Genomic DNA, 21,773 nt, shown 5'->3' on the forward strand with positions numbered 1-21,773 from the left:
AAATGTACTAAATTGTTTATTTACTTACTACTTGAACAGTTTCTTGTGTTAATTGTTTTAACAACACGGTTTTACCTGCTTCAATTTGTGAAATTGCAGCTTGGTTGTAATGACGTATTGTGTAAAGTGAAACATTTTCGTGACAAGTAACCTTGAATTTTGCTTTTAAATGATGTAATAATTTATCAAGATTATTGTAAACATTATCTACACATACTGAAAAACTAATGGCCGAATTTTGAATAACATCTACCTTCATTTTGTATAAGTGTAGCAAATTAAAAATTTCGCTAATATTTTCTTCAACAATGTATGAGAAATCTAGCGATGATAACGAAATTAATACTTGGTCTTTTTTTACAATAAAACATGGCACCATAGGCTCTAAGGTAATGTTTTTTCCTATTCTAGTTCCTGCTGCTTCGGGGTTTAAAAACGACTTAACATACAGCGGAATTTCTTTTCCTTGAAGTGGTTGCAAAGTTTTTGGATGTATAACCGATGCACCATAAAAAGCCAATTCAATAGCTTCTCTATAACTTATTTGGTTAAGTAATTGGGCGTTTTCAAAATACCGCGGATCTGCATTTAAAACACCAGGTACATCTTTCCAAATGGTAACGCTTTCAGCATTTAAACAATAGGCGTAAATGGCTGCTGTATAATCACTTCCTTCTCTGCCCAATGTTGTAGTAAAATTGTTTGTATCGCTACCCAAAAACCCTTGTGTGATATTTAAAACAGTTGTATTGAAATTGGTTGTTATTAAACGCTGTGTATCTTCCCAGTTTACGTTGCCTCTACGGTAATAATTATCGGTTTTAATTTGCTCTCGCACATCTATCCAATTATTTTTTATACCAATTGTATTAAAATAGTCGCTAAGAATAAGGGTTGAAATTAATTCACCATAACCAATAACTTGGTCGTAAACAAAATTATAATCAGGTGATTTGTTTGTGTTAAAAAAAGCGTTTAACTCATTAAAAAAAGTAGTTACTTTTTTAAAAACAGGATGGTTATCATTTTCAAATAAGTCTAATAAGATTTGATTGTGGTACTTTTTCACATCTTGAATAGCACTTTGCAATTCTGACTTATTTTCAAAATAATTTTTAATAACAACTTCTAAAGCATTTGTTGTTTTTCCCATTGCAGAAACGACAATTAGTGTGTTTTTGTAACCTACTTTTTGCAATACTGAAGCTACATTTTTTACACCATCAGCATCTTTAACCGATGCACCACCAAATTTGAAAACTTGCATACTATAATTTTGATATGTAATTTTTTATACTCTGTTCATCCATATGAACCACGCGCCATTCGTCTTTAATTTGTGCGCCTTTTTGTTTATAAAATGCTATTGCTGGTTCGTTCCAATCTAAAACTTCCCAATTTATACGTTTTACCCCAAGTTGATGCCCATATTTTACAATTTCATCTAAAAGTGCCGAACCTAAACCTATACCTCTGCTAGTTTCATTAACTATTAAATCTTCTAAATGGATTGTTTTTCCTTTCCATGTAGAATAACGGTTATACCCTAAAGCTATGCCTTCAATTTTAGAATTTATTTCTGCCACAAAACAAAAAAATGCAGGATGTTCGCCAAAACCATCGTTTTGTAAATTTTCAACGGTTATTACTACCGCTTCGGGTTCTTTTTCAAAGTGTGCTAACTGGTTTATTAGCGCTAGCACTTGTGGCATATCTTCTTTTTTTGCCTTTCTAATTGTAAAATTCATAATATTTTTTAATTATTTCAAAGATAGCTTAAAGTTGAATATTTAAACTATTAATCTTTGACGAAAACGTTGTAGTTCATTAAAAAATAATGGATATTTGCAGTATAAAAACCCAGTTTATGTCTCACAAAAAGCAAACTTTAGGAGAATTTATAATTGAAAATCAATCGTCTTTCAAATATTCTTCAGGCGAATTATCAAGCCTACTTAACTCTATTCGATTAGCTGCTAAAATTGTAAACCACGAAGTTAATAAAGCTGGTTTAGTTGATATTATTGGTGCTGCTGGTGATACAAACATACAAGGTGAAGACCAACAAAAATTGGATGTTTATGCCAACGAAAAGTTTATACAAACACTAACGAAGCGTAATATTGTTTGTGGAATTGCTAGTGAGGAGGAAGATGATTTTATTTCTATAAATAGTATTGATGAAAACCATCAGAATAAATATATTGTTTTAATTGACCCGCTTGATGGCTCTTCAAATATTGATGTAAACGTATCTGTTGGAACTATTTTTTCTATTTACAGACGTCTTACACCTGTTGGTACGCCTGTTACTATTGAAGATTTTTTACAAAAAGGTAACCAGCAAGTAGCTGCAGGTTATATAGTTTATGGAACATCTACTATGTTGGTTTATACAACTGGTGATGGTGTTAATGGCTTTACACTAAACCCTGCTATAGGCTCGTTTTATTTATCCCATCCAAGCATGCAATTTCCTGAAGATGGAAATATTTATTCTGTAAACGAGGGTAATTATATTCAATTTCCGCAAGGTGTAAAAGATTATATTAAATATTGTCAAAAAGACGAAGGCGACAGACCTTATACTTCAAGATATATTGGTTCGCTAGTTTCAGATTTTCATAGAAATATGATAAAAGGTGGTATTTATATGTATCCTCAAAGTTCTAAAAACCCAAACGGAAAGCTGCGTTTACTTTATGAATGTAACCCAATGGCTTTTTTAGCAGAACAAGCAAATGGTAAGGCTAGTGATGGTTTTACAAGAATTATGGATATACAACCAACCGAATTACATGAACGTGTTCCTTTTATTTGTGGAAGCAAAAACATGGTTGAAAAATGTGAAGAATTTATGCGTAACGCACAATAATGCCTTTTTGAATAAAAAAAGCAATACATGAAAGTATTGGTTTCATAAAATGAAACTCCTAATGTTTAAGAACAAACGTGTGTTATAAAACAAACTTAAATAAAATTTAAAAAAAGAGTTTAAGTTTTTTTAACATCCTATTGGTTTTAACCTACAAATTTGGTGTTTTTGGTGTTTTTAGTGTTTTTTTTGCTATGTATTTCATTTTGATTTCGTTTAATGTTGAGATTAAACTTGTTTTGGTTTTAGTTGTTTTTAAATTACCTAGGTAATTTACTTTCATCATTCAATAAATAGCTATTATAGTCGTTCTTTTTTGGAATGTAATTGTTATGTTATGCCAATTGCATTAGGTAGCACTAATTTTAACAATAGCGCTACCATAATTGCTTTTCAGATTTGTATTATTTTTTACTTTCTTATTCAAAGAATTGTACTTCACCTGTATTTATATCGTACATAGCACCAACAATATCTATTTCGTTTTTATCTTCCATTTCTTTTAATACAGGACTCAGTTTTCTTATGTTTTCAATGGCAATTCTTACATTTTTTTCAGCAACACTATCTACAAATTCTGGGTTAGCTGAATTTCTTAAACTTTCATCTGAAGGTTCTAAAACAGCTTCAACTGCTGGTTTTATTTTACCTAACATGGTGGTTAAATTGCCTAGTTTAGCATCATCACAAGCACCTTTTATGGCGCCACAACTTGTGTGCCCTAATACAACTATTAGTTTAGTACCTGCTAGTTTGCTGGCAAATTCCATACTTCCTAATATATCTTCATTTATAAAATTTCCAGCAATGCGTACACTAAAAATATCACCTAAACCTTGGTCGAAAACCAGTTCAGCAGAAACTCTGGAATCTATACAACTTAAAATGGTAGCAAATGGAAACTGTCCTTCACTGGTATCGTTTACCTGTTCTAGTAAATTACGGTTTGCTTTCAAATTGTTTTGAAACCTAAGATTTCCTTCTTTTAAATATTGCAATGACTTTTGAGGCGTCATGGTTGCCTGTGTTTCTCTTGTATGTGCTTTCATAACAGCTTAATTTATTTTTTATAATACTAAAAGTTTATTATTATTTTATCTTAAATAAAGTTTTAGGGTTTAACTTAAACTTAATTCAGATTTAGGATTTTCATTAAAAAACTTAATAAAACTTGATGGATTTTCAATAACACCACGTTTAGAGACCAACTTAATGTCTATGTTTCTTTCCTTTGCTTTGAATAAAAAATCTTCTAAAATCTCAATAACATCATTATCTAAGTATCTAGTATTAATTAAATTAATTTCTAAATGAGTATCTTTTGGCAAACCTTCTAATTCTTTAAGAATAGCCCCTTTATTGAAAAAAGTCACCTCTTCGGCAAGCGTCATTTTTATTATATGTTTTCCATTACTTTTATCTTCAATATGAAGAAAGTGAGAGTTTTGATAGCTTTTCAATAATATAACTATAATACCAACTAAAAGCCCTAAACTAATACCTACTAACAAATCTGTAAACACAATACCAAGTACAGTTGTAATAAATGGTAACCATTGTTTCCAACCTAATTGATACATGGTTTTAAAAAGTCCAGGTTTTGCAAGTTTATACCCTACAACTAATAAAATGGCTGCCAAAACAGAAAGTGGAATCATGTTTAGCAATTTTGGTATTATAATTACCGAAATTAGTAACAAGAAACCATGTATAATAGCTGAAAGTTTTGATTGTCCACCAGATTGGATATTGGCCGAACTTCTAACAATTACTTGTGTTATAGGCAATCCACCAATTAAACCAGACACAATATTTCCTGTACCTTGAGCCAATAACTCTCTATTTGTAGGTGTTACGTTTTTGTGTGGATCTAGTTTATCGGTTGCTTCAACACATAATAATGTTTCTAAACTTGCTACCAAAGCTATTGTAAAAGCTACTACCCATACTTCGGTATTAGTAATAGCAGCAAAATTAGGAAAACTAAATTGATTGAAAAACGATGTAGCATCTTCAGGTATAGGTACACTTACTAAATGTTTTTGTAAAATAGCAAGACCTTCATTTCCACTAGTAACAAAAACATAAATAATACCAATAACAACAGCAACCAAAGGTCCCTGAATAACTTGAAAAAACTTTGCTTTTTTTGATAATATTTTATCCCAAAAAAGAATAATTGCTAAACCAATTAACCCAATTAGCATGGAACCTAAAGTAATATTACCAAATATATTGATGATAGCAGAAAACGTATTCTCTCCTGATGCTTCAAAAAAACTATCGGCACCTTCAGCTTCATTGTCATAACCAAAAAAATGTGGAATTTGTTTTAGTATAATAATAATACCAATACCAGTAAGCATTCCTTTAATTACTGATGATGGGAAATAATACCCAATTACACCAGCTTTAAGTATTCCAAATACTATTTGAATAATACCTGCTATAACAACAGCTACCAAAAAATTTTGGTAACCACCTAAAGTCCCAATAGCTGTTAATACAATGGCTGCTAAACCAGCAGCTGGACCACTAACTCCTACTTTAGAGCCGCTTAAACCACCAACTACAACGCCACCAATAATACCAGCAATAACGCCTGAAAATAATGGTGCTCCACTGGCAAGAGCAATTCCTAAGCATAATGGTAAGGCTACAAAAAACACAACGATACTTGCAGGCAAGTCGCTTTTAAAACTTTTAAACATATTATAAATATTTTTTCCTTTAGGTTATAAAAACCAAAGGTGTTAAACTTGATAATAACCCTTTTAAAAAAAGGTTACAAAATTAAAATTATAATATGACGTACTCAGGAGGCGGTGAAATTAAATTAAGGTGAGGTTTAGGATAACTCTTAAACCTATAATTAAAAATTTGGTTATTTTTTAATGTAAAATGTATAGCAAACTCAGAGGAAACCAAAGAAAATGGTGATACCACATTTTTTATTTTACCCGTTTCTTCTTCTTCTGTAATTGAATAAAAAATAGAAGTATCAACAGAATCATCTAAAACAACAATTATTGTGGGTGCTGTTATAAGTGCAGTAAATAATATTGTAAAGAAAAATGCTGTTATTCTTTTATTCATTTATAAAGTTTAAAAACCAAATATAAGCTTTTAGCTTAATTAATCCTGTTAAATAAAATTTAAATCCCCTTGAAAAAATACAAAAAAACTCCTTAGTAAGTTTACAATAAGGAGTTTTTTTTAATTATTTATAAAGCAACTAAATCGCCCGCTTGATTTTTAGTTGGCAGATCAGATTTACCCATTAAATAAATATCTACTTGACGTGCTGCTTCACGACCTTCCGAAATTGCCCAAACAATTAATGATTGTCCGCGACGCATATCACCAGCTGTAAATATGTTAGGTATATTTGTTTGATATTTACCGTATTCAGCTTTATAGTTAGAACGGGCATCTTTATCGATACCTAATTGGTCTGCTATAGTGCTTTCTGGTCCTGTAAAACCTAAAGCAAGTAATGCTAAATCGCAAGGCCATGTTTTTTCAGTGCCAGCAACCTCTATTAATTGTGGTCGTTCACCTGGAATCATTTTCCATTCTACATTAACCGTTTTTAAAGCGATTAATTTACCTTTAGCATCTTTTACAAACTCTTTGGTATTAATTAACCAGTTTCTTTCAACACCTTCTTCATGCGATGATGATGTTTTTAACTGTAGTGGCCAAAAAGGCCAAGGTGTAGTTGGTGAACGATGTCCTGGTGGTTTTGGCATAATTTCAAAATTAACTACCGATTTCGCTCCTTGGCGATTTGATGTTCCAACACAATCTGAACCTGTATCTCCTCCACCAATAACAATAACATGCTTATCAGTGGCTAATACTTGATTTTCAACTTTTTTACCAAAAACTACTTTTGTTTGTTGTGTTAAGAAATCCATGGCTTGAACAACGCCATCGGCATCTGCTCCTGGTGTTGGTAAGCCGCGTCTTTCTGTAGCGCCACCACATAGTACAACACCATCAAAATCTTTTAATTGATTAGCATCATAGTTTACACCTACATTTACATTGGTTTTAAACGTAATTCCTTCAGCTTCTAAAATGGCAATTCTTCGGTCTATAATACCTTTTTCCATTTTGAAATTTGGAATACCATAACGTAACAACCCTCCAACTTCATCATCTCTTTCAAAAACAGTTACTGTATGACCAGCTCTGTTTAATTGTTGTGCTGCAGCTAATCCTGCAGGTCCTGAACCTACAATTGCAACGGTTTTTCCTGTTCTAGTTTTTGGTGGTTGTGGTTTTATCCAACCTTCTTTAAAAGCACGTTCTACAATATTTTTTTCAATATTTTCAATAGAAACTGGATCTTCTATAATACCTAATACACACGATTTTTCGCAAGGCGCAGGACATAAACGACCTGTAAACTCTGGAAAATTGTTAGTTGAGTGTAACAACCAAGAAGCTTTTTGCCATTCCCCTTGGTGTACCATATGGTTAAAATCGGGTATTAAATTACCCAGTGGGCAACCACTATGGCAAAAAGGAATACCACAATCCATACAACGAGAACCTTGTTTTGTTAATTCGGCTTCACTTAATGGAATGGTAAATTCATTATAATGTTTTACACGCTCAGCTACTGGCGTATTACTTTCATCTTGTCTTTCAAATTCTTTAAATCCTGTTACTTTTCCCATGACAATTATGCTGTTGTTAATTCTTCTACCATTTGTTCTTCTGTCTCTAAACGTATTAAAGCTCGTTTATATTCGGTAGGCATTACTTTTACGAAATTTTTCACGCTAGTTTCCCAATCGGCTAATAATTCTTTACCTCGGTTACTGTTAGTGTATCTTACATGGTTTTCAATTAAAGCTTTTAAATCTTCTGCATCTGAATTCAAAACTTCTTCAAATTCTATAGTACCTGTATTACATAATCCGTTAGTAAATTTATTTTCAGGATCGTAAACATAAGCAATACCACCACTCATACCTGCAGCAAAGTTTCTTCCTGTTTTACCAAGCACGACTACTTTTCCGCCTGTCATATACTCACAACCATGATCACCAACACCTTCAACAACAGTAATAGCTCCTGAATTTCGAACTGCAAAACGCTCGCCTGCAATACCGTTAATATAAGCTTCACCTTGAATAGCACCAAATAAACAAACGTTACCAACAATGATATTGTTTTCTGCAATAAATGTGGCTTTAGCAGGTTTTTTTACTATTAATTTAGCGCCTGATAAACCTTTACCTAAATAATCGTTCGTATTTCCTTCAAGTGTAAATGTTAGTCCGTTTGCTCCAAAAGCTCCGAAACTTTGACCCGCTGATCCTGTAAAATTGATGTTTAGCGTATCTTCTGGTAAACCAAGATGACCGTATATTTTAGAAATTTCGTTACTTACTATGGCACCAACTGTTCTATCGGTATTATGTATTGGGTAAGCCAACGTCATTTTTTCTTTTCTATATAATGCTCTGTGCGAATCTTTTAATATTTGAAAATCAAGAACATCGTTTAAGTTGTGGTCTTGTTTTTCAGTATTTCTAACAGGCATTGTTTTATAAGCTTCTGGACGGTGTAAAATTGCCGATAAATCTAAGCCTTTAGCTTTATAATGCTTAATAGCTTTGTTAGCGTTAATTTTATGTGTTTGACCAACCATTTCAGCCAGTGTTCTAAACCCTAATTGCGCCATAATACCTCTTAATTCTTCAGCAATGTAGTAGAAGAAGTTAATAACGTGTTCTGGTGTACCTTTAAAGTTTTTACGTAATTCTTTATCTTGGGTTGCGATACCAACAGGACATGTGTTTAAGTGACACTTACGCATCATGATACATCCTGAAGCTACTAAAGGTGCGGTTGCAAAACCAAATTCTTCAGCACCTAACAATGCAGCAATAGCAACATCACGACCTGTTTTTAATTGACCATCACATTCTACAACAATTCTACTTCTTAGGTTGTTTAAAACCAGTGTTTGTTGAGCTTCGGCTAAACCAAGTTCCCAAGGTAAACCAGCATGTTTTAATGATGTTAATGGCGATGCGCCTGTACCACCATCATAACCAGCAATTAATACTACATCGGCTTTGGCTTTTGCTACACCAGCAGCAATGGTACCAACACCAACTTCAGATACTAATTTAACATTGATTCTAGCTTCGCGATTTGCATTTTTTAAGTCGAAAATTAATTGTGCTAAATCTTCAATAGAATAAATATCGTGATGTGGTGGCGGTGAAATCAACCCAACAAACGGTGTTGAATTTCTTGCCGCAGCAATCCAAGGTAATACTTTTTCGCCAGGTAATTGGCCACCTTCACCAGGTTTAGCTCCTTGAGCCATTTTAATTTGAATTTCCTTAGCATTGGTTAAGTAATGTGATGTTACACCAAAACGACCCGAAGCAACTTGCTTGATAGCTGAATTTCTGCTATCGCCATTTAAATCTGGATGAAAACGTTTTCTATCTTCTCCACCTTCACCAGAATTTGATTTACCACCAATACGGTTCATGGCAATAGCTAAGTTTTCGTGGGCTTCTCTTGAAATTGACCCATAAGACATGGCACCTGTTTTGAAACGCTTTACAATTTCTGTCCAAGGTTCTACTTCATCTAACGGAATTGGATCTAGTTTATCAAATTCAAACAAACCACGAATGGTCATTAAGTTTTCAGACTGCTCGTTTATGGCTTTTGCATAAACATCATAACTTGCTTGATCACTTAGCCTAACCGCTTGTTGTAATTTTGAAATGGTTGTTGGGTTAAACATATGGCGTTCACCGTTACGTCTCCATCTGTAATCGCCTCCAATATTTAAACCTAAACGTTTGTCTATCAAATTATCTGGATAGGCGTATTTATAGCGTTCTGTAATTTCTTTTTCAATTTCATACAAGCCAATACCTTCTATTCTTGAAGCGGTATAGGGGAAGTATTTTTCAACAAATTGTGAATTGAAACCAACTATTTCAAAAATTTGAGAACCTCTGTACGAATGAAGCGTAGAGATTCCAATTTTATTCATAACTTTTAAAATGCCTGAACCAATAGCTTTATTGAAGTTATTAACAGCTTTATCTTCATCCATTCCTGTAATAAAGCCTTCTTTTACTTGCGATCTAATAATTTCATTTACCATATATGGGTTAATAGCACTTGCGCCATAGCCAAATAAGGTTGCAAAATGATGTGGCTCACGTGGTTCTGCAGATTCGATAATGATATCGAAATAAGAACGTTTACGTAAACGATTCATTTGATGATTTACATAAGAACAGGCTAATAATGCTGGTATTGGTGCAAAATCTTTATTCACACCTCTATCTGATAAGATAATGATGTTTACACCTCTATCAATAGCTTTTGAAACTTGAGTTATAATGTCTTCTAAGGCATCTTCTAAACCATTAAGCCCTTGTGCTTTTGTATATAAAATATGTATAGTTTCTGCTTTAAAGCTTTCTATATTTATTGTTCTAATTTTTTCTAAATCGGCATTAGAAATTACAGGATTTTGTATTCTTAGCTTTCTACATTGTCTTTCAGTAATACTAAAAATATTTCTGTCTTTTCCTAAGTTTAAGGCGATATCAGTAACAATTTCTTCACGAATACCATCTAAAGGTGGGTTGGTAACTTGCGCGAATAATTGTTTAAAATAGTTTGAAATTAATTGAGGTCTATCCGATAATACTGCTAATGGTGTATCAGTTCCCATAGAACCTAAAGCTTCTTTACCGGAAACAGCCATTGGCGTAATAACATCTTGAATATCTTCAAACGTATAATTAAATAAACGTTGACGAGTTTTGATATCAATCGTTTCTATTGGGCATGTTTCATTAGTATAAGGCACGTCTTTTAAGTGTAAACGTGTTTTGCTTAACCATTCTTTATATGGGCGTTCTAAAACAATTTTACTCTTAATTTCTTCATCTTCAATAATGCGACCTTTATTCATATCAACCAAGAACATTTTTCCTGGTTCTAATCTTCCGTGTTTTTCAACATCTTCTGGAGCAATATCAACCACGCCTATTTCAGAAGACATGATTAATTTACCACTTTTTGTAACCGTATATCTGGAAGGTCTTAAACCGTTTCTATCCAATAGTGCACCAACATAATCACCGTCTGTAAAAGGAACTGACGCAGGACCATCCCATGGTTCCATAATACATGCATTGTATTCGTAAAAAGCTTTACGTTCTTCAGACATGGTTTTATGCTTTTCCCATGCTTCAGGAATCATCATCATCATAATTTCTGGTAGTGATCTATCAGTATGAGTTAATAGCTCTACAACCATATCCATTGATGCAGAATCTGATTTTCCTGGTAATATAATTGGGAATAATTTTTCTATTTGTGGCCCGAAAACATCACTTTTCATGATTTCTTCACGCACACGCATTCTACTTACGTTACCACGAAGCGTATTAATTTCCCCATTTTGACACATATATCTAAATGGTTGCGCCAACTCCCATGTTGGCATGGTGTTCGTAGAAAAACGTTGGTGTACTAATGCTAAACGCGTTACTAAATCTGGTTGTTGTAAATCGGTATAATATGGTCCAATATCTTCAGGCATTATAATACCTTTATATATAAGGGTTGTAGTTGATAAACTTGGCACATAAAAATAACTACTTTCAGAAATTTTAGATTCTCTAATAGTATGTTCGGTAATTTTTCTTGCAGCGTATAATTTAGCTTTGAAAGTAGCTTCAGTAATCTCGCTAGTTTTACCAATAAACAATTGTTCGATAGTAGGCTCTGAAGCTAATGCTATTGCACCCAATTGTGTAGAGTCTACAGGCACTTTTCGCCATCCTAAAACGGAAAGTCCTTGTCCTTTTATTTCTTTTTCAAACGTATCTTTACAGTATTGGTATTGATTAGGTACTTTGGGTAAAAATACCATACCTACAGCATATTCGCGTTGTGTAGGTATATCAAAACTACATACGCGTTTAAAATAATCGTGAGGAATATCAATTAACAAACCAGCACCATCGCCAGTTTTTCCATCTGCACTTACACCACCACGGTGTTCTAACTTTACCAGAATTTCTAAAGCATCATGAATGATTTGATTTGTTTTCTCTCCTTTAAGATTACAAATAAAACCAGCACCACAATTTTCGTGTTCAAATTCAGGCAAATACATTCCTTGTTTCTTCAGCATAATCAACAAATATTGGTTTAAAACTTGAGTTGAAACGCTAAGATATGACCTAGTTTTTGAATAACAATAAGGGCTTATATATTATTTCGATTTTAGAAAGGAAGTCGAGTTAAAAATAATTATATATCAATAATAAAGTGTTTTTTTAATAAATACTCAACACCTATTAATTAAGAATAAATACAAATAAGTGAATTAATGCTAAAATTTATTCAATTAAATAAGAATAAAATCATAAAAAAATTAAAAATACTAACAATAATTCAATTCTGCTATTTGTTAAAAAAACAAAAAAATATAATTTTTTAAACAACACCCTTTAAAAAATAGGGTTAAAAATGAAATATTCATAAAAATTTAAATGTAACCCCTGCTTTTTATGGGGTTTAAAAATTTTAATCTAGTTTTGAAGCATTCTTAAGGAACATAACCAATAAAAATTAATAACTTAAAATTTAAACATTATGAAAAAACTAATAACTCTTTCAATGCTTTTAATGGCTACGGCACTATTTGCGCAAGAAGAAACTACAGAAACTCCTAAATTTTCTTTGAGTGGTAGTATTGATGCTTATTATAGAGCTAATTTAAACGCTCCAAATAATGAAGGAACATTAACTCAATCACCTGGAACTTCTTTTGCTAATCTACCTGGATTTGCATTAGGTATGGCAAACGTAATTGCTTCTTACGAAGGTGAAAAAGTTGGTTTTGTAGCCGATTTAGTTTTTGGACCAAGAGGTACTGATGCGATATTTAACTCACCAATGTACTCTAATACTGGTGATATTGTAAACCAATTGTATGCTTACTGGAATGTTAGTGAATCTGTTAAATTAACCATGGGTAACTTTAATACCTTTTTAGGGTACGAAGTAATTTCTCCAACTGCTAACTTTAACTATAGTACCTCATATTTATTTACAAATGGTCCATTCAGCCATACAGGTTTAAAAGCAGATTTTACACTATCTGATGATTTTAGCTTAATGGTTGGTGTAATGAATGGGACTGATTTAACTGAGTTTAATCCTAATGGAAGTTATGCTTTTGGAGCTCAATTAGGCTATTCAGGACAATTTCTTAATTTCTTATACGACGACGCAGGTCTAGGCTTTGAAGTTGATTATACTGGAGGTTTCGATTTATCTGACTCTTTCTTCTTAGGTATTAATGGAGCATACCAAACTAAAGATGATGCTGGTTTTTACGGTGTTGCTCTTTACCCTCAACTGGCTGCATCAGATGCTTTCTCTGTTGGGTTAAGAGGTGAACTTTTTGGTTACCATGAAAAAGATGTTGACGATATTCCAAGCGTACTAGGTTTAACATTAACAGGAAGTTATGCAATAGACAACTTAACTATTAAACCTGAGATAAGATTAGACTCTTGGAATAAAGACTATGAGCCATTCTTTAACAACGATGGTGATTCAGTGAAAAGCTTAGGTTCTTTTGTACTAGCTGCTATCTATTCTTTCTAAGAATGAAATAAACACAACTTATATTAAAACAGAAAATAAAGCATTACAGCTTTAACATTTAAAAAATGTACTGCTTTATTTTCTCTAATTAACCATTAAAACTTTTTTATTATGTCAATATTTAACAACATGCCCCTAATAATTCAAGATGCCACAGCAGTTGAAGTACTAGCCGAATCTGTTAAAGGTGACATGGGAATGCTTTGGATGCTTATCTCAGGTATCTTAGTGTTTTTCATGCAAGCAGGATTTTTCTTAGTTGAATCTGGAATGACCGATTCAAAAAATGCTGTAAACATCGCCATGAAAAATTTCTTAGACATTGCAGTTGGCTCATTAGCTTTCTGGTTTGTTGGATATTCTTTAATGTATGGAGCTGATGCTTCAGGTGGTTTCATCCACTGGGGAGGTTTCACCTTTTCTCAAGGTGCAGCCGATTTATTTTTTCAAACTGTATTTGCTGCTACTGCTGCTACCATTGTTTCTGGAGCTATTGCAGGTAGAACAAAATATACAACTTATGCTATTTTTAGTATTATCATGACTGCCGTTATCTACCCGATAGCAGGTGGATGGGAATGGAATGGCGGCTGGTTAAACAATACCGATATCATGCCTGCTGAATTTATTGATTTTGCTGGATCATCTATTGTTCACTCTGTAGGTGGATGGGCTGCATTAGTTGCCGCGTGGATGGTTGGCCCTAGAATTGGTAAATATTTAAACGGCAAACCAATTGAAATGCATGGTCATAACCAAATGTATGCTACGCTAGGTGTATTTATCTTATGGTTAGGATGGTTTGGTTTTAATGGTGGTTCTCAATTAGCTTGGGGTGGTGATGATGCTACTGCCGCTTCGCAAGTAGTATTAGTTACCAATCTTGCCGCAGCCGCAGGTGCTATTGCTGCCCTGTTATTTACTTGGATTAAAAACGGTAAGCCTAACCTAGGAATGACCTTAAATGGCTCGCTTGCTGGTTTAGTGAGTATTACTGCCGGTTGTGGAAATATGACCGAAAGTGGTGCCGTATTAGCTGGTTTAATTGGCGGATTACTTGTGGTTTTTTCGATAGGATTTGTTGAAAAAACATTAAAAGTTGACGATGCCGTTGGTGCCATATCCGTACATGGTGTTGCAGGTGCTTGGGGAACTTTAGTTATAGGTCTTTGGGGTGTTGATGGTGATACTGGCATAGGTCTTTTTAATGGTGGAGGTGCTGCTCAATTAGGTGCTCAAGCTATTGGAGTTTTAGCTTATGCAGTTTGGTCAATTGGTTTATCATACATCTTTTTACTTATTTTGAAAAAGACTATTGGATTAAGAGTTTCTGAAGCTGAGGAAATAGCTGGATTAGATATTTCTGAACATGGCTCTTTAGCTTACCCTGGCAAAAGACAAAGAGAAATAGAATAACTCAATTTAAAAACACAAAATCGAAAAAAGCCTTATTAATTTTAATAAGGCTTTTTTGGGTTCTAAAAACTAAATTATTTAAAGAATAACACAAAAAAAGCTTTTAAAGATTTATTGAATTTGAATATAAACATTAAATAAATATATACTTATTATGAAAAAAATCGAAGCAATTATTAGAAAATCCAAGTTTCGTGTAGTAAAAGAAGCATTACACGAAGTTGGCGTAAATTTTTTCTCCTACTGGGATGTTACTGGTATAGGAAACGAAAAGGAAGGACATGTATACCGCGGCATATCCTATAGCACAAGTGATATTCAGCGCAGGTATTTATCCATTGTTGTTAATGATGATTTTGAAGAAATAACCATTAAAGCAATTCTTAGTTCTGCAGCAACAGGTGAAGTTGGAGATGGCAAAATTACAGTATCAGACATTACAGAATGCTACCGAATAAGAACTGGCGAAAAAGGCGGAGAAACATTGAGATAACTTATTGAAACAATCAATTTAAATAATATAATTATGGAAGAAATAGTAAAAAATATAGCCGATATAAATGGTGTATTAGACATCATGTGGATATTAATTGCAGGTGCATTAGTTTTCTTTATGCAAGCAGGATTTACACTTGTAGAAACTGGATTTACAAGATCTAAAAATACAATTAACATTATTATGAAAAACTTAATGGACTTTTGCATTGGGTCTGTTGGATTTTGGTTAATAGGTTACGCACTTATGTATGGTGATGATATAGGATCTTTTATTGGAACACCTTCTTTGTTTTTTAATACTGCAGGAGAAATGCACAATTTATTCTTTCAAACAGTTTTTTGTGCAACAGCGGCAACCATAGTATCTGGTGCTATTGCTGAAAGAACCAAGTTCACTACGTATTTAGTATTTTCCTTATTAATGACAGTGCTTATCTATCCTGTTTCAGGACATTGGGTTTGGCAAGGTGACGGCTGGTTAACTAAATTAGGATTTATAGATTTCGCAGGTTCTTCAGTTGTTCACTCCGTAGGCGGTTGGGCATCTTTGGTTGCAGCTATAATGGTAGGTCCTAGAATTGGAAAATATACCAACGGAAAATCCAATGCTATACCAGGACATAGCATTTTGCTTGGTGCATTAGGCGTGTTTATTCTATGGTTAGGTTGGTATGGGTTTAATGGCGGCTCACAATTAGCTATTTCAGGTGAAAATGTAACAGCAGTTTCTAATGTAATAATTACAACAAATTTAGCTGGTGCAGCTGGCGCACTTGCCGCAATGTTTTATACTTGGTTACGATACGGTAAACCGGATGCATCCATGACATTAAATGGTGTGCTTGCAGGATTGGTAGGCGTAACAGCAGGTTGTGCCGCTGTAGATAATTTTGGTGCAACAGCAATAGGCCTTATATGCGGGATATTGGTTGTCGTTTCTATTGAATTTGTAGATAAAAAATTAAAAGTTGATGATCCAGTTGGTGCTGTTTCAGTACACGGCGTTTGTGGCGCAGTAGGCACATTGTGTGTTGGTCTATTTGCTACAGATGGTGGTTTATTCTATGGCGGTGGCTTTGGGCAATTAGGCGCGCAAGCAGCAGGCGTTTTTGGAATAGGTGCTTGGGCAGTAGCAACGTCCTTTGTTGTTTTATTCATTCTTAAGAAAACAATGGGCTTACGCGTTTCTGAAAAAGAAGAAGTTGAAGGTCTTGACATCCACGAACATGGCATGGAGGCTTACCCAGATTTCCGATTAAACGAGCATTAACTACACAATATTTAATAATAAAAACATAATTTTTTAAAAGTATCCCTAAAATTTTAGGGGTACTTTTGTTTTTTTATCATTAATCTGAAAGCAACACCTTCTATTTTGTACCCTTTTTAAATTTATTTTTTACTTTTGAGCTTTCAAATTTAAAATTTTAACACAATGAAGAAAATTGAAGCAATTATTAGAAAATCCAAATATCGTGTAGTTAAAGAAGCTTTACACGAAGTTGGTGTAAACTTTTTCTCTTATTGGGATGTAACTGGTATAGGAAATGAAAAAGAAGGTCACGTATACCGCGGTGTATCTTACAGCACTAGCGACATCCAACGCAGACATATTGCTATTGTTGTAAATGATGATTTTGAAGAAATAACCGTACAAGCCATTCTTAAATCTGCTGGAACTGGGGAAGTGGGTGATGGTAAAATTTTTGTATCAGATGTAAAAGAATGTTACAGAATTAGAACTGGCGAAAAAGGCGGAGACACTTTAAAATAATTAATCATCAAACTAAAATAATATTATGGAATTACTTACTACTAATAATGTATGGATGATGATCTGTACAGCACTTGTATTTTTTATGCACCTTGGCTTTTCACTACTAGAAATAGGTTTAACAAGACAAAAAAATACCTTAAACATTTTATTTAAAAACATTTTTATTGTTACTATTGGCTTATTATTATACTGCTTTGTAGGTTTCAATTTAATGTATCCAGGCGACTTTAATGGCTTTTTAGGCTTTTCAGGTTTTGGTTTAAGTTCACCTTTAACACCTGAAGGCACTTTAGATTTAACATACAATGCAGGTTATACATATTGGACTGATTTCTTATTCCAAGGTATGTTTGCTGCTACTGCTGCAACCATTGTTTCGGGTGCAGTTGCAGAACGTGTTAAAATTGTGCCTTTCATGATCTTCACAATAATATATGTAGGTTTAGTTTACCCAATTGCTGGTTCTTGGAAATGGGGTGGTGGTTTTTTACAAACAATGACTACTCCTTTTTATGATTTTGCTGGTTCAACATTAGTTCACTCTGTTGGTGGTTGGGCAGCTGTTGTTGCTGTTTGTTTATTAGGCCCACGTATTGGTAAATTTAAAGAAGGAAAACCTCAAGCTATTCCAGGTCATAATATTCCATTAGCTACTGCTGGTGTGTTAATTTTATGGTTAGGTTGGTTTGGTTTTAATGGTGGTTCTGTACTTTCTGCAGATCCTACATTAACTTCATTAACCTTAGTTACTACATGTTTAGCTGCTGCAGCTGGTGGTGTTGTAGCTATGTTAGTGTCTGCTGGTATGTACAAAAACTTAGATTTAACCATGTTTTTAAATGGTATTTTAGGTGGCTTAGTTGGTATTACTGCTGGTGCAGACCAAATGAGTCCTACCGATGCTGTTATAATAGGTTCTATTGCTGGTGCTTTAATAGTATTTGCCGTTGCTTTGGTTGATAAATTAAAATTAGACGATCCAGTAGGTGCTATTGCTGTTCACTTAGTATGTGGTATTTGGGGAACTTTAGCGGTTGGTATCTTTGGAAACTTAGCAGGTTTTGACCAGTTTATTAGCCAGTTAATAGGTGTTGGTGCTTATGCTGTATTCTGTTTATCTACTGCATTTATAATCATATTTGCACTTAAGAAAACAATGGGAATACGCGTTTCTGAAAAAGAAGAATTAGAAGGTTTAGATGCTCACGAACATGGTATGGATGCCTATCCAGACTTCAGGTTAAATGAGCATTAATATATAATTAAGTGTTAAAAAAAAAGGATGTTTTACACAGTGTAAAACATCCTTTTTTTATTTGTGAAAAATCAATCTAAGTGATAAATCTCTCTTATGGTTTCTAAAATAATATCAAAATCTATTTTTAAATCGATAAGTTTTCCTGTATGAACATCAAAAACCCAACCATGTACTTTTAAACCGCGTTCTCTATGTGCTTTTTGAACTGCCGCAGTTTTTATTAAATTAACACATTGTTCTTGAACATTTAGTTCAACCAATCTATCGTACTTTTCTTCTTCAGATACAATAGCATTAAGTTCTTTTTTATGAATGCGATACACATCACGAATGTTTCGTAACCACGGATTAAGAATTCCTAAATCTGCCGATTGCATCGCAGCTTTAACACCGCCACAGGCATAATGCCCACAAACCACAACATGATTCACTTTTAGGTGTACAACAGCATATTCTACAACAGACATGGCATTTAAATCTGTGCCTATAACCATATTTGCAATGTTTCGGTGCACAAAAACATCGCCCGGACCTAAACCCATTAATTCTTCTGCTGTAACACGACTATCAGAACAACCAATAAATAATAATTCAGGATTTTGTCCTTCACCTAAGGCATCAAAATAATTTGGATTAGAAGTTAGTTTTTCTTTAATCCATTTTTCATTATTCTGAAATACTTTATCTAAATTCATGTGTAAAAAATTTCTTTAGTTAAAGATAAATGAAAAAAAATTATAGTGCCTTAATATCTTCTGAAGGAATCCAACCTGTTTTGCCATCTTGAAGCTTAATTTTTTTCCAGTTATTTACGGTATCAATAACCTGTACTTTAGTGCCTTCGTGTAATTTAAAGGATTCTTCGCTTCTGTTATTTGGTGCGTTTTTAATTAAACTTTCTTTTGCAAAAACAATTGCTGGCTTGTCTTTCTTATCTAAATTAAATTTATGAAACGCAAATAATAGTGTTATACACATAAATGCTAATGATGCTAAACTACCTAAAAATGTTAGGCGTTTTCTTAAAGATGTATAAGCAAAATAGTAGATTAAAAATAAGATTACAAAACAAAACACGAAAGCTATACTTATTTTAGCCCAAGCATCAAACGTAAACGAATTTGCTGCATTATTTAATAGTTTTGATAAACCTGCTTCTGGAATAACATCAATAGCATCAATAGTCATGTTTCTAGCAAAGGCTAAATTGTTTTCTATATCAGCATCATTTGGCGCTAATTGCAATGCTTTTTCGTAATAATAAATACTAGGTGCAATGTGATTTAACTTGTAATGCGCATTTCCTAAATTAAAATACAGTTCGGCAGAATGCTTTTTTGTGGTTAAAATGGTGTTGTATTTATCAATAGCCTCGGCATATTTACCTTCATTATACAACGCATTGGCACTATCAAAAATGGCATTATTTTGTGCAAAAACACTTAAACTTAACAAAAACGATAGTATGTATAGTAACTTTTTCATCTTAACGTGCTTGTTTATCAATTAATGAAATGGTTGCTGCAGCTTTTTCATAATCTTCCTGCATGGTTACAATATCAATTGGCGTATATCGTGCTAATTCACAACTTTCTAATATACTAGCAAAGTCTTTTATTACACTGGCTTCTACTTTCTTTTCTGAAAGTAAATTGGTAATTCTGTCTTTACTTAATTCGTAAGTTTCAATGTGTAATTTCGCTTTCAAATAATTATGAAGTGCTTTTTCTAAGGCAATGTAAAACGCTTCTTTTTGGCCTAAAGATTTTTTAGCACTACTTAAATACTTCCTAGCTAATTTATCGGCTTTTCTTATTTTGTTTCCATACACATCGGCATCTCTAGTTGCTTTTTTGTTTCTAACAACTATAGCTATTGGTATTGCCAAAAATGGTAACAATAACAAACTCCAAAAGGTTGTGGTTTTAAAAAAATTGGAAGTATTAGTATTTACAAAGTCCGATTTGGTTTTAATATATGCAAATTGGTCTTTACTTAAAACCACAGGTTGCTTGTTTCCGCCTGTTGCATTTGCTGTATTAGAGCCGTTAAGTGGACCATCTAAAACATCTAAAATAATTTCTTCAGAAGTTAATCGTTTATAAGTTTCTGTTTTTAAATCGAAATACGAAAACGAAATACTAGGTATAGGATATTTGCCTTTATATTGTGGCACGACCGTATAACTATCTGAAATTGAACCTTGCATACCTGCTAAACTGGTATTTACATTTTCGGTATGTTCTGGTTCATAAACTTCTAAAGAACTTGGTAATGATACTTTAGGTAATTTGAAAAGTTTTAAATTACCATTACCTTTTACACTCACTTTAAGTTCTAACGATTCTGAAGCTTTAAGCTCTTTTTTTGAAGCTGCAACATCGAAACTAAAATTACCAACAGCACCTGTAAAATCTAACGGCTTTCCTTCTTCTGGCAATGGTTTAACGGTTATTGTACTATTGCCTGCAGATACTACTTTGCTTGCTCTAGTCATTAAAATACTACCAAAAATATCGCGTCTGTTGGTTGGTACTCGCAAGGCGATATCTAAACTAAGTGGTTCTATATTTAGTTTGCCTGTTTTTTGTGGATATAATACCGTTTTTCTTAATATTAAAAACCGGTATTCTTCTCCTTTAAATGTGCCATTTTGAACTTTTTGACCTTGTGTGTCTATGTTTTGACTCCAAAAATCGTTGTATCTTGGACTATCAATTTCATTCCAATTATCAACTGCAATGTTTGGCGATACGTAAAGCTTGTATACAACCGTAATAGCTTCGTTTAAATACGGATTGGTTTTTGAAACTTCTGCAACCAAATGAATACTTTCTGAAGCAATATAATTAGGGTCGTTCGGGTCTTTAGGTATATCAATAGCTGCAGTAACTTCAATAGTAATTGGCACCGTTTTATAAGTTTCACCTGCAATATGAATGGTTGCTTGCGAAATGGTAAAATTACCTCTACCTTTTGGTGCTAAAAAATAGCTGTAAACTTTTTTATAGCTTCGAACACCATTTATCCACGAATTGCTAACCGATTGATTTGGACCACCTACTACTGTGAAATTTGAAAAATCGGGTGGATTGAAATTATCACCATCTTGATTCATTTCAAAATCGATTCGTAAGCGTTCATTTACACCTAACCTTTGTTTGCTAACTTTTGCTTCAAATTTAACTTGAGCAGAAAGCATACTTGTTGAAAGTATGATTAGTAATATTGATATGTGTTTTATAAATTTCATGAAA

The 21,773-nt window shown here is 33.3% G+C and carries 17 protein-coding genes; 7 read left to right on the plus strand and 10 right to left on the minus strand.

What is annotated here, in order from left to right:
• Nucleotides 1–16: 16 nt before the first annotated feature.
• On the minus strand, nucleotides 17–1,267 hold the full coding sequence (locus tag ACFQ1R_RS09695) for an aspartate kinase (protein ID WP_379925971.1): 1,251 nt from the start codon (nucleotides 1,265–1,267) through the stop codon (nucleotides 17–19).
• Nucleotide 1,268: 1 nt separating this feature from the next.
• Nucleotides 1,269–1,748: a GNAT family N-acetyltransferase gene (locus ACFQ1R_RS09700; RefSeq protein WP_379925972.1), complete on the minus strand. Its 480-nt coding sequence runs from the start codon at nucleotides 1,746–1,748 to the stop codon at nucleotides 1,269–1,271.
• Between the two features lie 119 nt (nucleotides 1,749–1,867).
• Here ACFQ1R_RS09700 and fbp point away from each other — a divergent pair, with 119 nt between their 5' ends.
• Complete coding sequence (gene fbp, locus ACFQ1R_RS09705) at nucleotides 1,868–2,875, plus strand: class 1 fructose-bisphosphatase (protein ID WP_379925973.1); 1,008 nt, start codon at nucleotides 1,868–1,870, stop codon at nucleotides 2,873–2,875.
• Nucleotides 2,876–3,294: 419 nt separating this feature from the next.
• Here fbp and ACFQ1R_RS09710 read toward each other — a convergent pair whose 3' ends face one another.
• The 5 genes from ACFQ1R_RS09710 to gltB all read right to left on the minus strand — a co-directional run bounded on the left by ACFQ1R_RS09710 (nucleotide 3,295) and on the right by gltB (nucleotide 12,083).
• Nucleotides 3,295–3,924, minus strand: coding sequence for a carbonic anhydrase family protein (locus tag ACFQ1R_RS09710; RefSeq protein ID WP_379925974.1), 630 nt, complete (start codon nucleotides 3,922–3,924; stop codon nucleotides 3,295–3,297).
• A 69-nt stretch (nucleotides 3,925–3,993) separates the two neighbouring features.
• Nucleotides 3,994–5,586: a SulP family inorganic anion transporter gene (locus ACFQ1R_RS09715; RefSeq protein ID WP_379925975.1), complete on the minus strand. Its 1,593-nt coding sequence runs from the start codon at nucleotides 5,584–5,586 to the stop codon at nucleotides 3,994–3,996.
• 88 nt (nucleotides 5,587–5,674) lie between these two features.
• Nucleotides 5,675–5,971, minus strand: coding sequence for a hypothetical protein (locus tag ACFQ1R_RS09720; RefSeq protein WP_379925976.1), 297 nt, complete (start codon nucleotides 5,969–5,971; stop codon nucleotides 5,675–5,677).
• Nucleotides 5,972–6,099: 128 nt separating this feature from the next.
• The gene (locus ACFQ1R_RS09725; RefSeq protein ID WP_379925977.1) at nucleotides 6,100–7,563 is read right to left on the minus strand and encodes a glutamate synthase subunit beta; all 1,464 of its coding nucleotides are present in this window, start codon (nucleotides 7,561–7,563) and stop codon (nucleotides 6,100–6,102) included.
• 5 nt (nucleotides 7,564–7,568) lie between these two features.
• Nucleotides 7,569–12,083, minus strand: a complete 4,515-nt coding sequence (gene gltB / locus ACFQ1R_RS09730) for a glutamate synthase large subunit (RefSeq protein WP_379925978.1) — start codon at nucleotides 12,081–12,083, stop codon at nucleotides 7,569–7,571.
• 464 nt (nucleotides 12,084–12,547) lie between these two features.
• Between gltB and ACFQ1R_RS09735 the strand changes: the two genes are divergently transcribed.
• The 6 genes from ACFQ1R_RS09735 (at nucleotide 12,548) to ACFQ1R_RS09760 (ending at nucleotide 18,513) form a co-directional block, all read left to right on the plus strand.
• Complete coding sequence (locus tag ACFQ1R_RS09735; RefSeq protein WP_379925979.1) at nucleotides 12,548–13,567, plus strand: outer membrane beta-barrel protein; 1,020 nt, start codon at nucleotides 12,548–12,550, stop codon at nucleotides 13,565–13,567.
• Between the two features lie 111 nt (nucleotides 13,568–13,678).
• Nucleotides 13,679–14,983: an ammonium transporter gene (locus tag ACFQ1R_RS09740; RefSeq protein ID WP_379925980.1), complete on the plus strand. Its 1,305-nt coding sequence runs from the start codon at nucleotides 13,679–13,681 to the stop codon at nucleotides 14,981–14,983.
• A gap of 154 nt (nucleotides 14,984–15,137) precedes the next feature.
• The gene (locus tag ACFQ1R_RS09745; protein ID WP_379925981.1) at nucleotides 15,138–15,476 is read left to right on the plus strand and encodes a P-II family nitrogen regulator; all 339 of its coding nucleotides are present in this window, start codon (nucleotides 15,138–15,140) and stop codon (nucleotides 15,474–15,476) included.
• A 33-nt stretch (nucleotides 15,477–15,509) separates the two neighbouring features.
• Nucleotides 15,510–16,751 (plus strand): ammonium transporter, encoded by a 1,242-nt coding sequence (locus ACFQ1R_RS09750; protein WP_379925982.1) that lies wholly within the window; start codon nucleotides 15,510–15,512, stop codon nucleotides 16,749–16,751.
• A gap of 165 nt (nucleotides 16,752–16,916) precedes the next feature.
• The gene (locus tag ACFQ1R_RS09755; RefSeq protein ID WP_379925983.1) at nucleotides 16,917–17,255 is read left to right on the plus strand and encodes a P-II family nitrogen regulator; all 339 of its coding nucleotides are present in this window, start codon (nucleotides 16,917–16,919) and stop codon (nucleotides 17,253–17,255) included.
• A 25-nt stretch (nucleotides 17,256–17,280) separates the two neighbouring features.
• Nucleotides 17,281–18,513 carry an ammonium transporter gene (locus tag ACFQ1R_RS09760; RefSeq protein WP_379925984.1) on the plus strand — a complete coding sequence of 411 codons (1,233 nt, stop codon included), beginning with the start codon at nucleotides 17,281–17,283 and terminating at the stop codon, nucleotides 18,511–18,513.
• Between the two features lie 71 nt (nucleotides 18,514–18,584).
• Here the strand turns inward: ACFQ1R_RS09760 and ACFQ1R_RS09765 are convergent, their stop codons facing one another.
• The 3 genes from ACFQ1R_RS09765 to ACFQ1R_RS09775 are packed head-to-tail and all read right to left on the minus strand — an operon-like array spanning nucleotide 18,585 to nucleotide 21,769.
• Nucleotides 18,585–19,211, minus strand: coding sequence for a carbonic anhydrase (locus ACFQ1R_RS09765; protein ID WP_379925985.1), 627 nt, complete (start codon nucleotides 19,209–19,211; stop codon nucleotides 18,585–18,587).
• 40 nt (nucleotides 19,212–19,251) lie between these two features.
• Nucleotides 19,252–20,001: an SH3 domain-containing protein gene (locus ACFQ1R_RS09770; protein ID WP_379925986.1), complete on the minus strand. Its 750-nt coding sequence runs from the start codon at nucleotides 19,999–20,001 to the stop codon at nucleotides 19,252–19,254.
• Between the two features lies 1 nt (nucleotide 20,002).
• A complete protein-coding gene (locus ACFQ1R_RS09775) occupies nucleotides 20,003–21,769 on the minus strand; it encodes a BatD family protein (RefSeq protein WP_379925987.1) in 1,767 nt (588 codons plus the stop codon).
• Nucleotides 21,770–21,773 lie beyond the last annotated feature (4 nt).

This window comes from Mariniflexile jejuense, from assembly GCF_042675665.1.
In the GTDB taxonomy this organism is placed as follows: Bacteria; Bacteroidota; Bacteroidia; order Flavobacteriales; family Flavobacteriaceae; genus Mariniflexile; species Mariniflexile jejuense.

Excerpts from the sequence above, each read along its gene's own strand:
- ACFQ1R_RS09725 (WP_379925977.1), bottom strand. The coding sequence starts at position 7,563 with ATGGGAAAAGTAACAGGATTTAAAGAATTTGAAAGACAAGATGAAAGT.
- gltB (WP_379925978.1), bottom strand. The coding sequence starts at position 12,083 with ATGCTGAAGAAACAAGGAATGTATTTGCCTGAATTTGAACACGAAAAT.
- ACFQ1R_RS09745 (WP_379925981.1), top strand. The coding sequence starts at position 15,138 with ATGAAAAAAATCGAAGCAATTATTAGAAAATCCAAGTTTCGTGTAGTA.
- ACFQ1R_RS09700 (WP_379925972.1), bottom strand. The coding sequence starts at position 1,748 with ATGAATTTTACAATTAGAAAGGCAAAAAAAGAAGATATGCCACAAGTG.
- ACFQ1R_RS09720 (WP_379925976.1), bottom strand. The coding sequence starts at position 5,971 with ATGAATAAAAGAATAACAGCATTTTTCTTTACAATATTATTTACTGCA.
- ACFQ1R_RS09740 (WP_379925980.1), top strand. The coding sequence starts at position 13,679 with ATGTCAATATTTAACAACATGCCCCTAATAATTCAAGATGCCACAGCA.
- ACFQ1R_RS09750 (WP_379925982.1), top strand. The coding sequence starts at position 15,510 with ATGGAAGAAATAGTAAAAAATATAGCCGATATAAATGGTGTATTAGAC.
- ACFQ1R_RS09775 (WP_379925987.1), bottom strand. The coding sequence starts at position 21,769 with ATGAAATTTATAAAACACATATCAATATTACTAATCATACTTTCAACA.
- ACFQ1R_RS09715 (WP_379925975.1), bottom strand. The coding sequence starts at position 5,586 with ATGTTTAAAAGTTTTAAAAGCGACTTGCCTGCAAGTATCGTTGTGTTT.
- ACFQ1R_RS09695 (WP_379925971.1), bottom strand. The coding sequence starts at position 1,267 with ATGCAAGTTTTCAAATTTGGTGGTGCATCGGTTAAAGATGCTGATGGT.
- ACFQ1R_RS09710 (WP_379925974.1), bottom strand. The coding sequence starts at position 3,924 with ATGAAAGCACATACAAGAGAAACACAGGCAACCATGACGCCTCAAAAG.
- ACFQ1R_RS09765 (WP_379925985.1), bottom strand. The coding sequence starts at position 19,211 with ATGAATTTAGATAAAGTATTTCAGAATAATGAAAAATGGATTAAAGAA.
- ACFQ1R_RS09760 (WP_379925984.1), top strand. The coding sequence starts at position 17,281 with ATGGAATTACTTACTACTAATAATGTATGGATGATGATCTGTACAGCA.
- fbp (WP_379925973.1), top strand. The coding sequence starts at position 1,868 with ATGTCTCACAAAAAGCAAACTTTAGGAGAATTTATAATTGAAAATCAA.
- ACFQ1R_RS09770 (WP_379925986.1), bottom strand. The coding sequence starts at position 20,001 with ATGAAAAAGTTACTATACATACTATCGTTTTTGTTAAGTTTAAGTGTT.
- ACFQ1R_RS09735 (WP_379925979.1), top strand. The coding sequence starts at position 12,548 with ATGAAAAAACTAATAACTCTTTCAATGCTTTTAATGGCTACGGCACTA.
- ACFQ1R_RS09755 (WP_379925983.1), top strand. The coding sequence starts at position 16,917 with ATGAAGAAAATTGAAGCAATTATTAGAAAATCCAAATATCGTGTAGTT.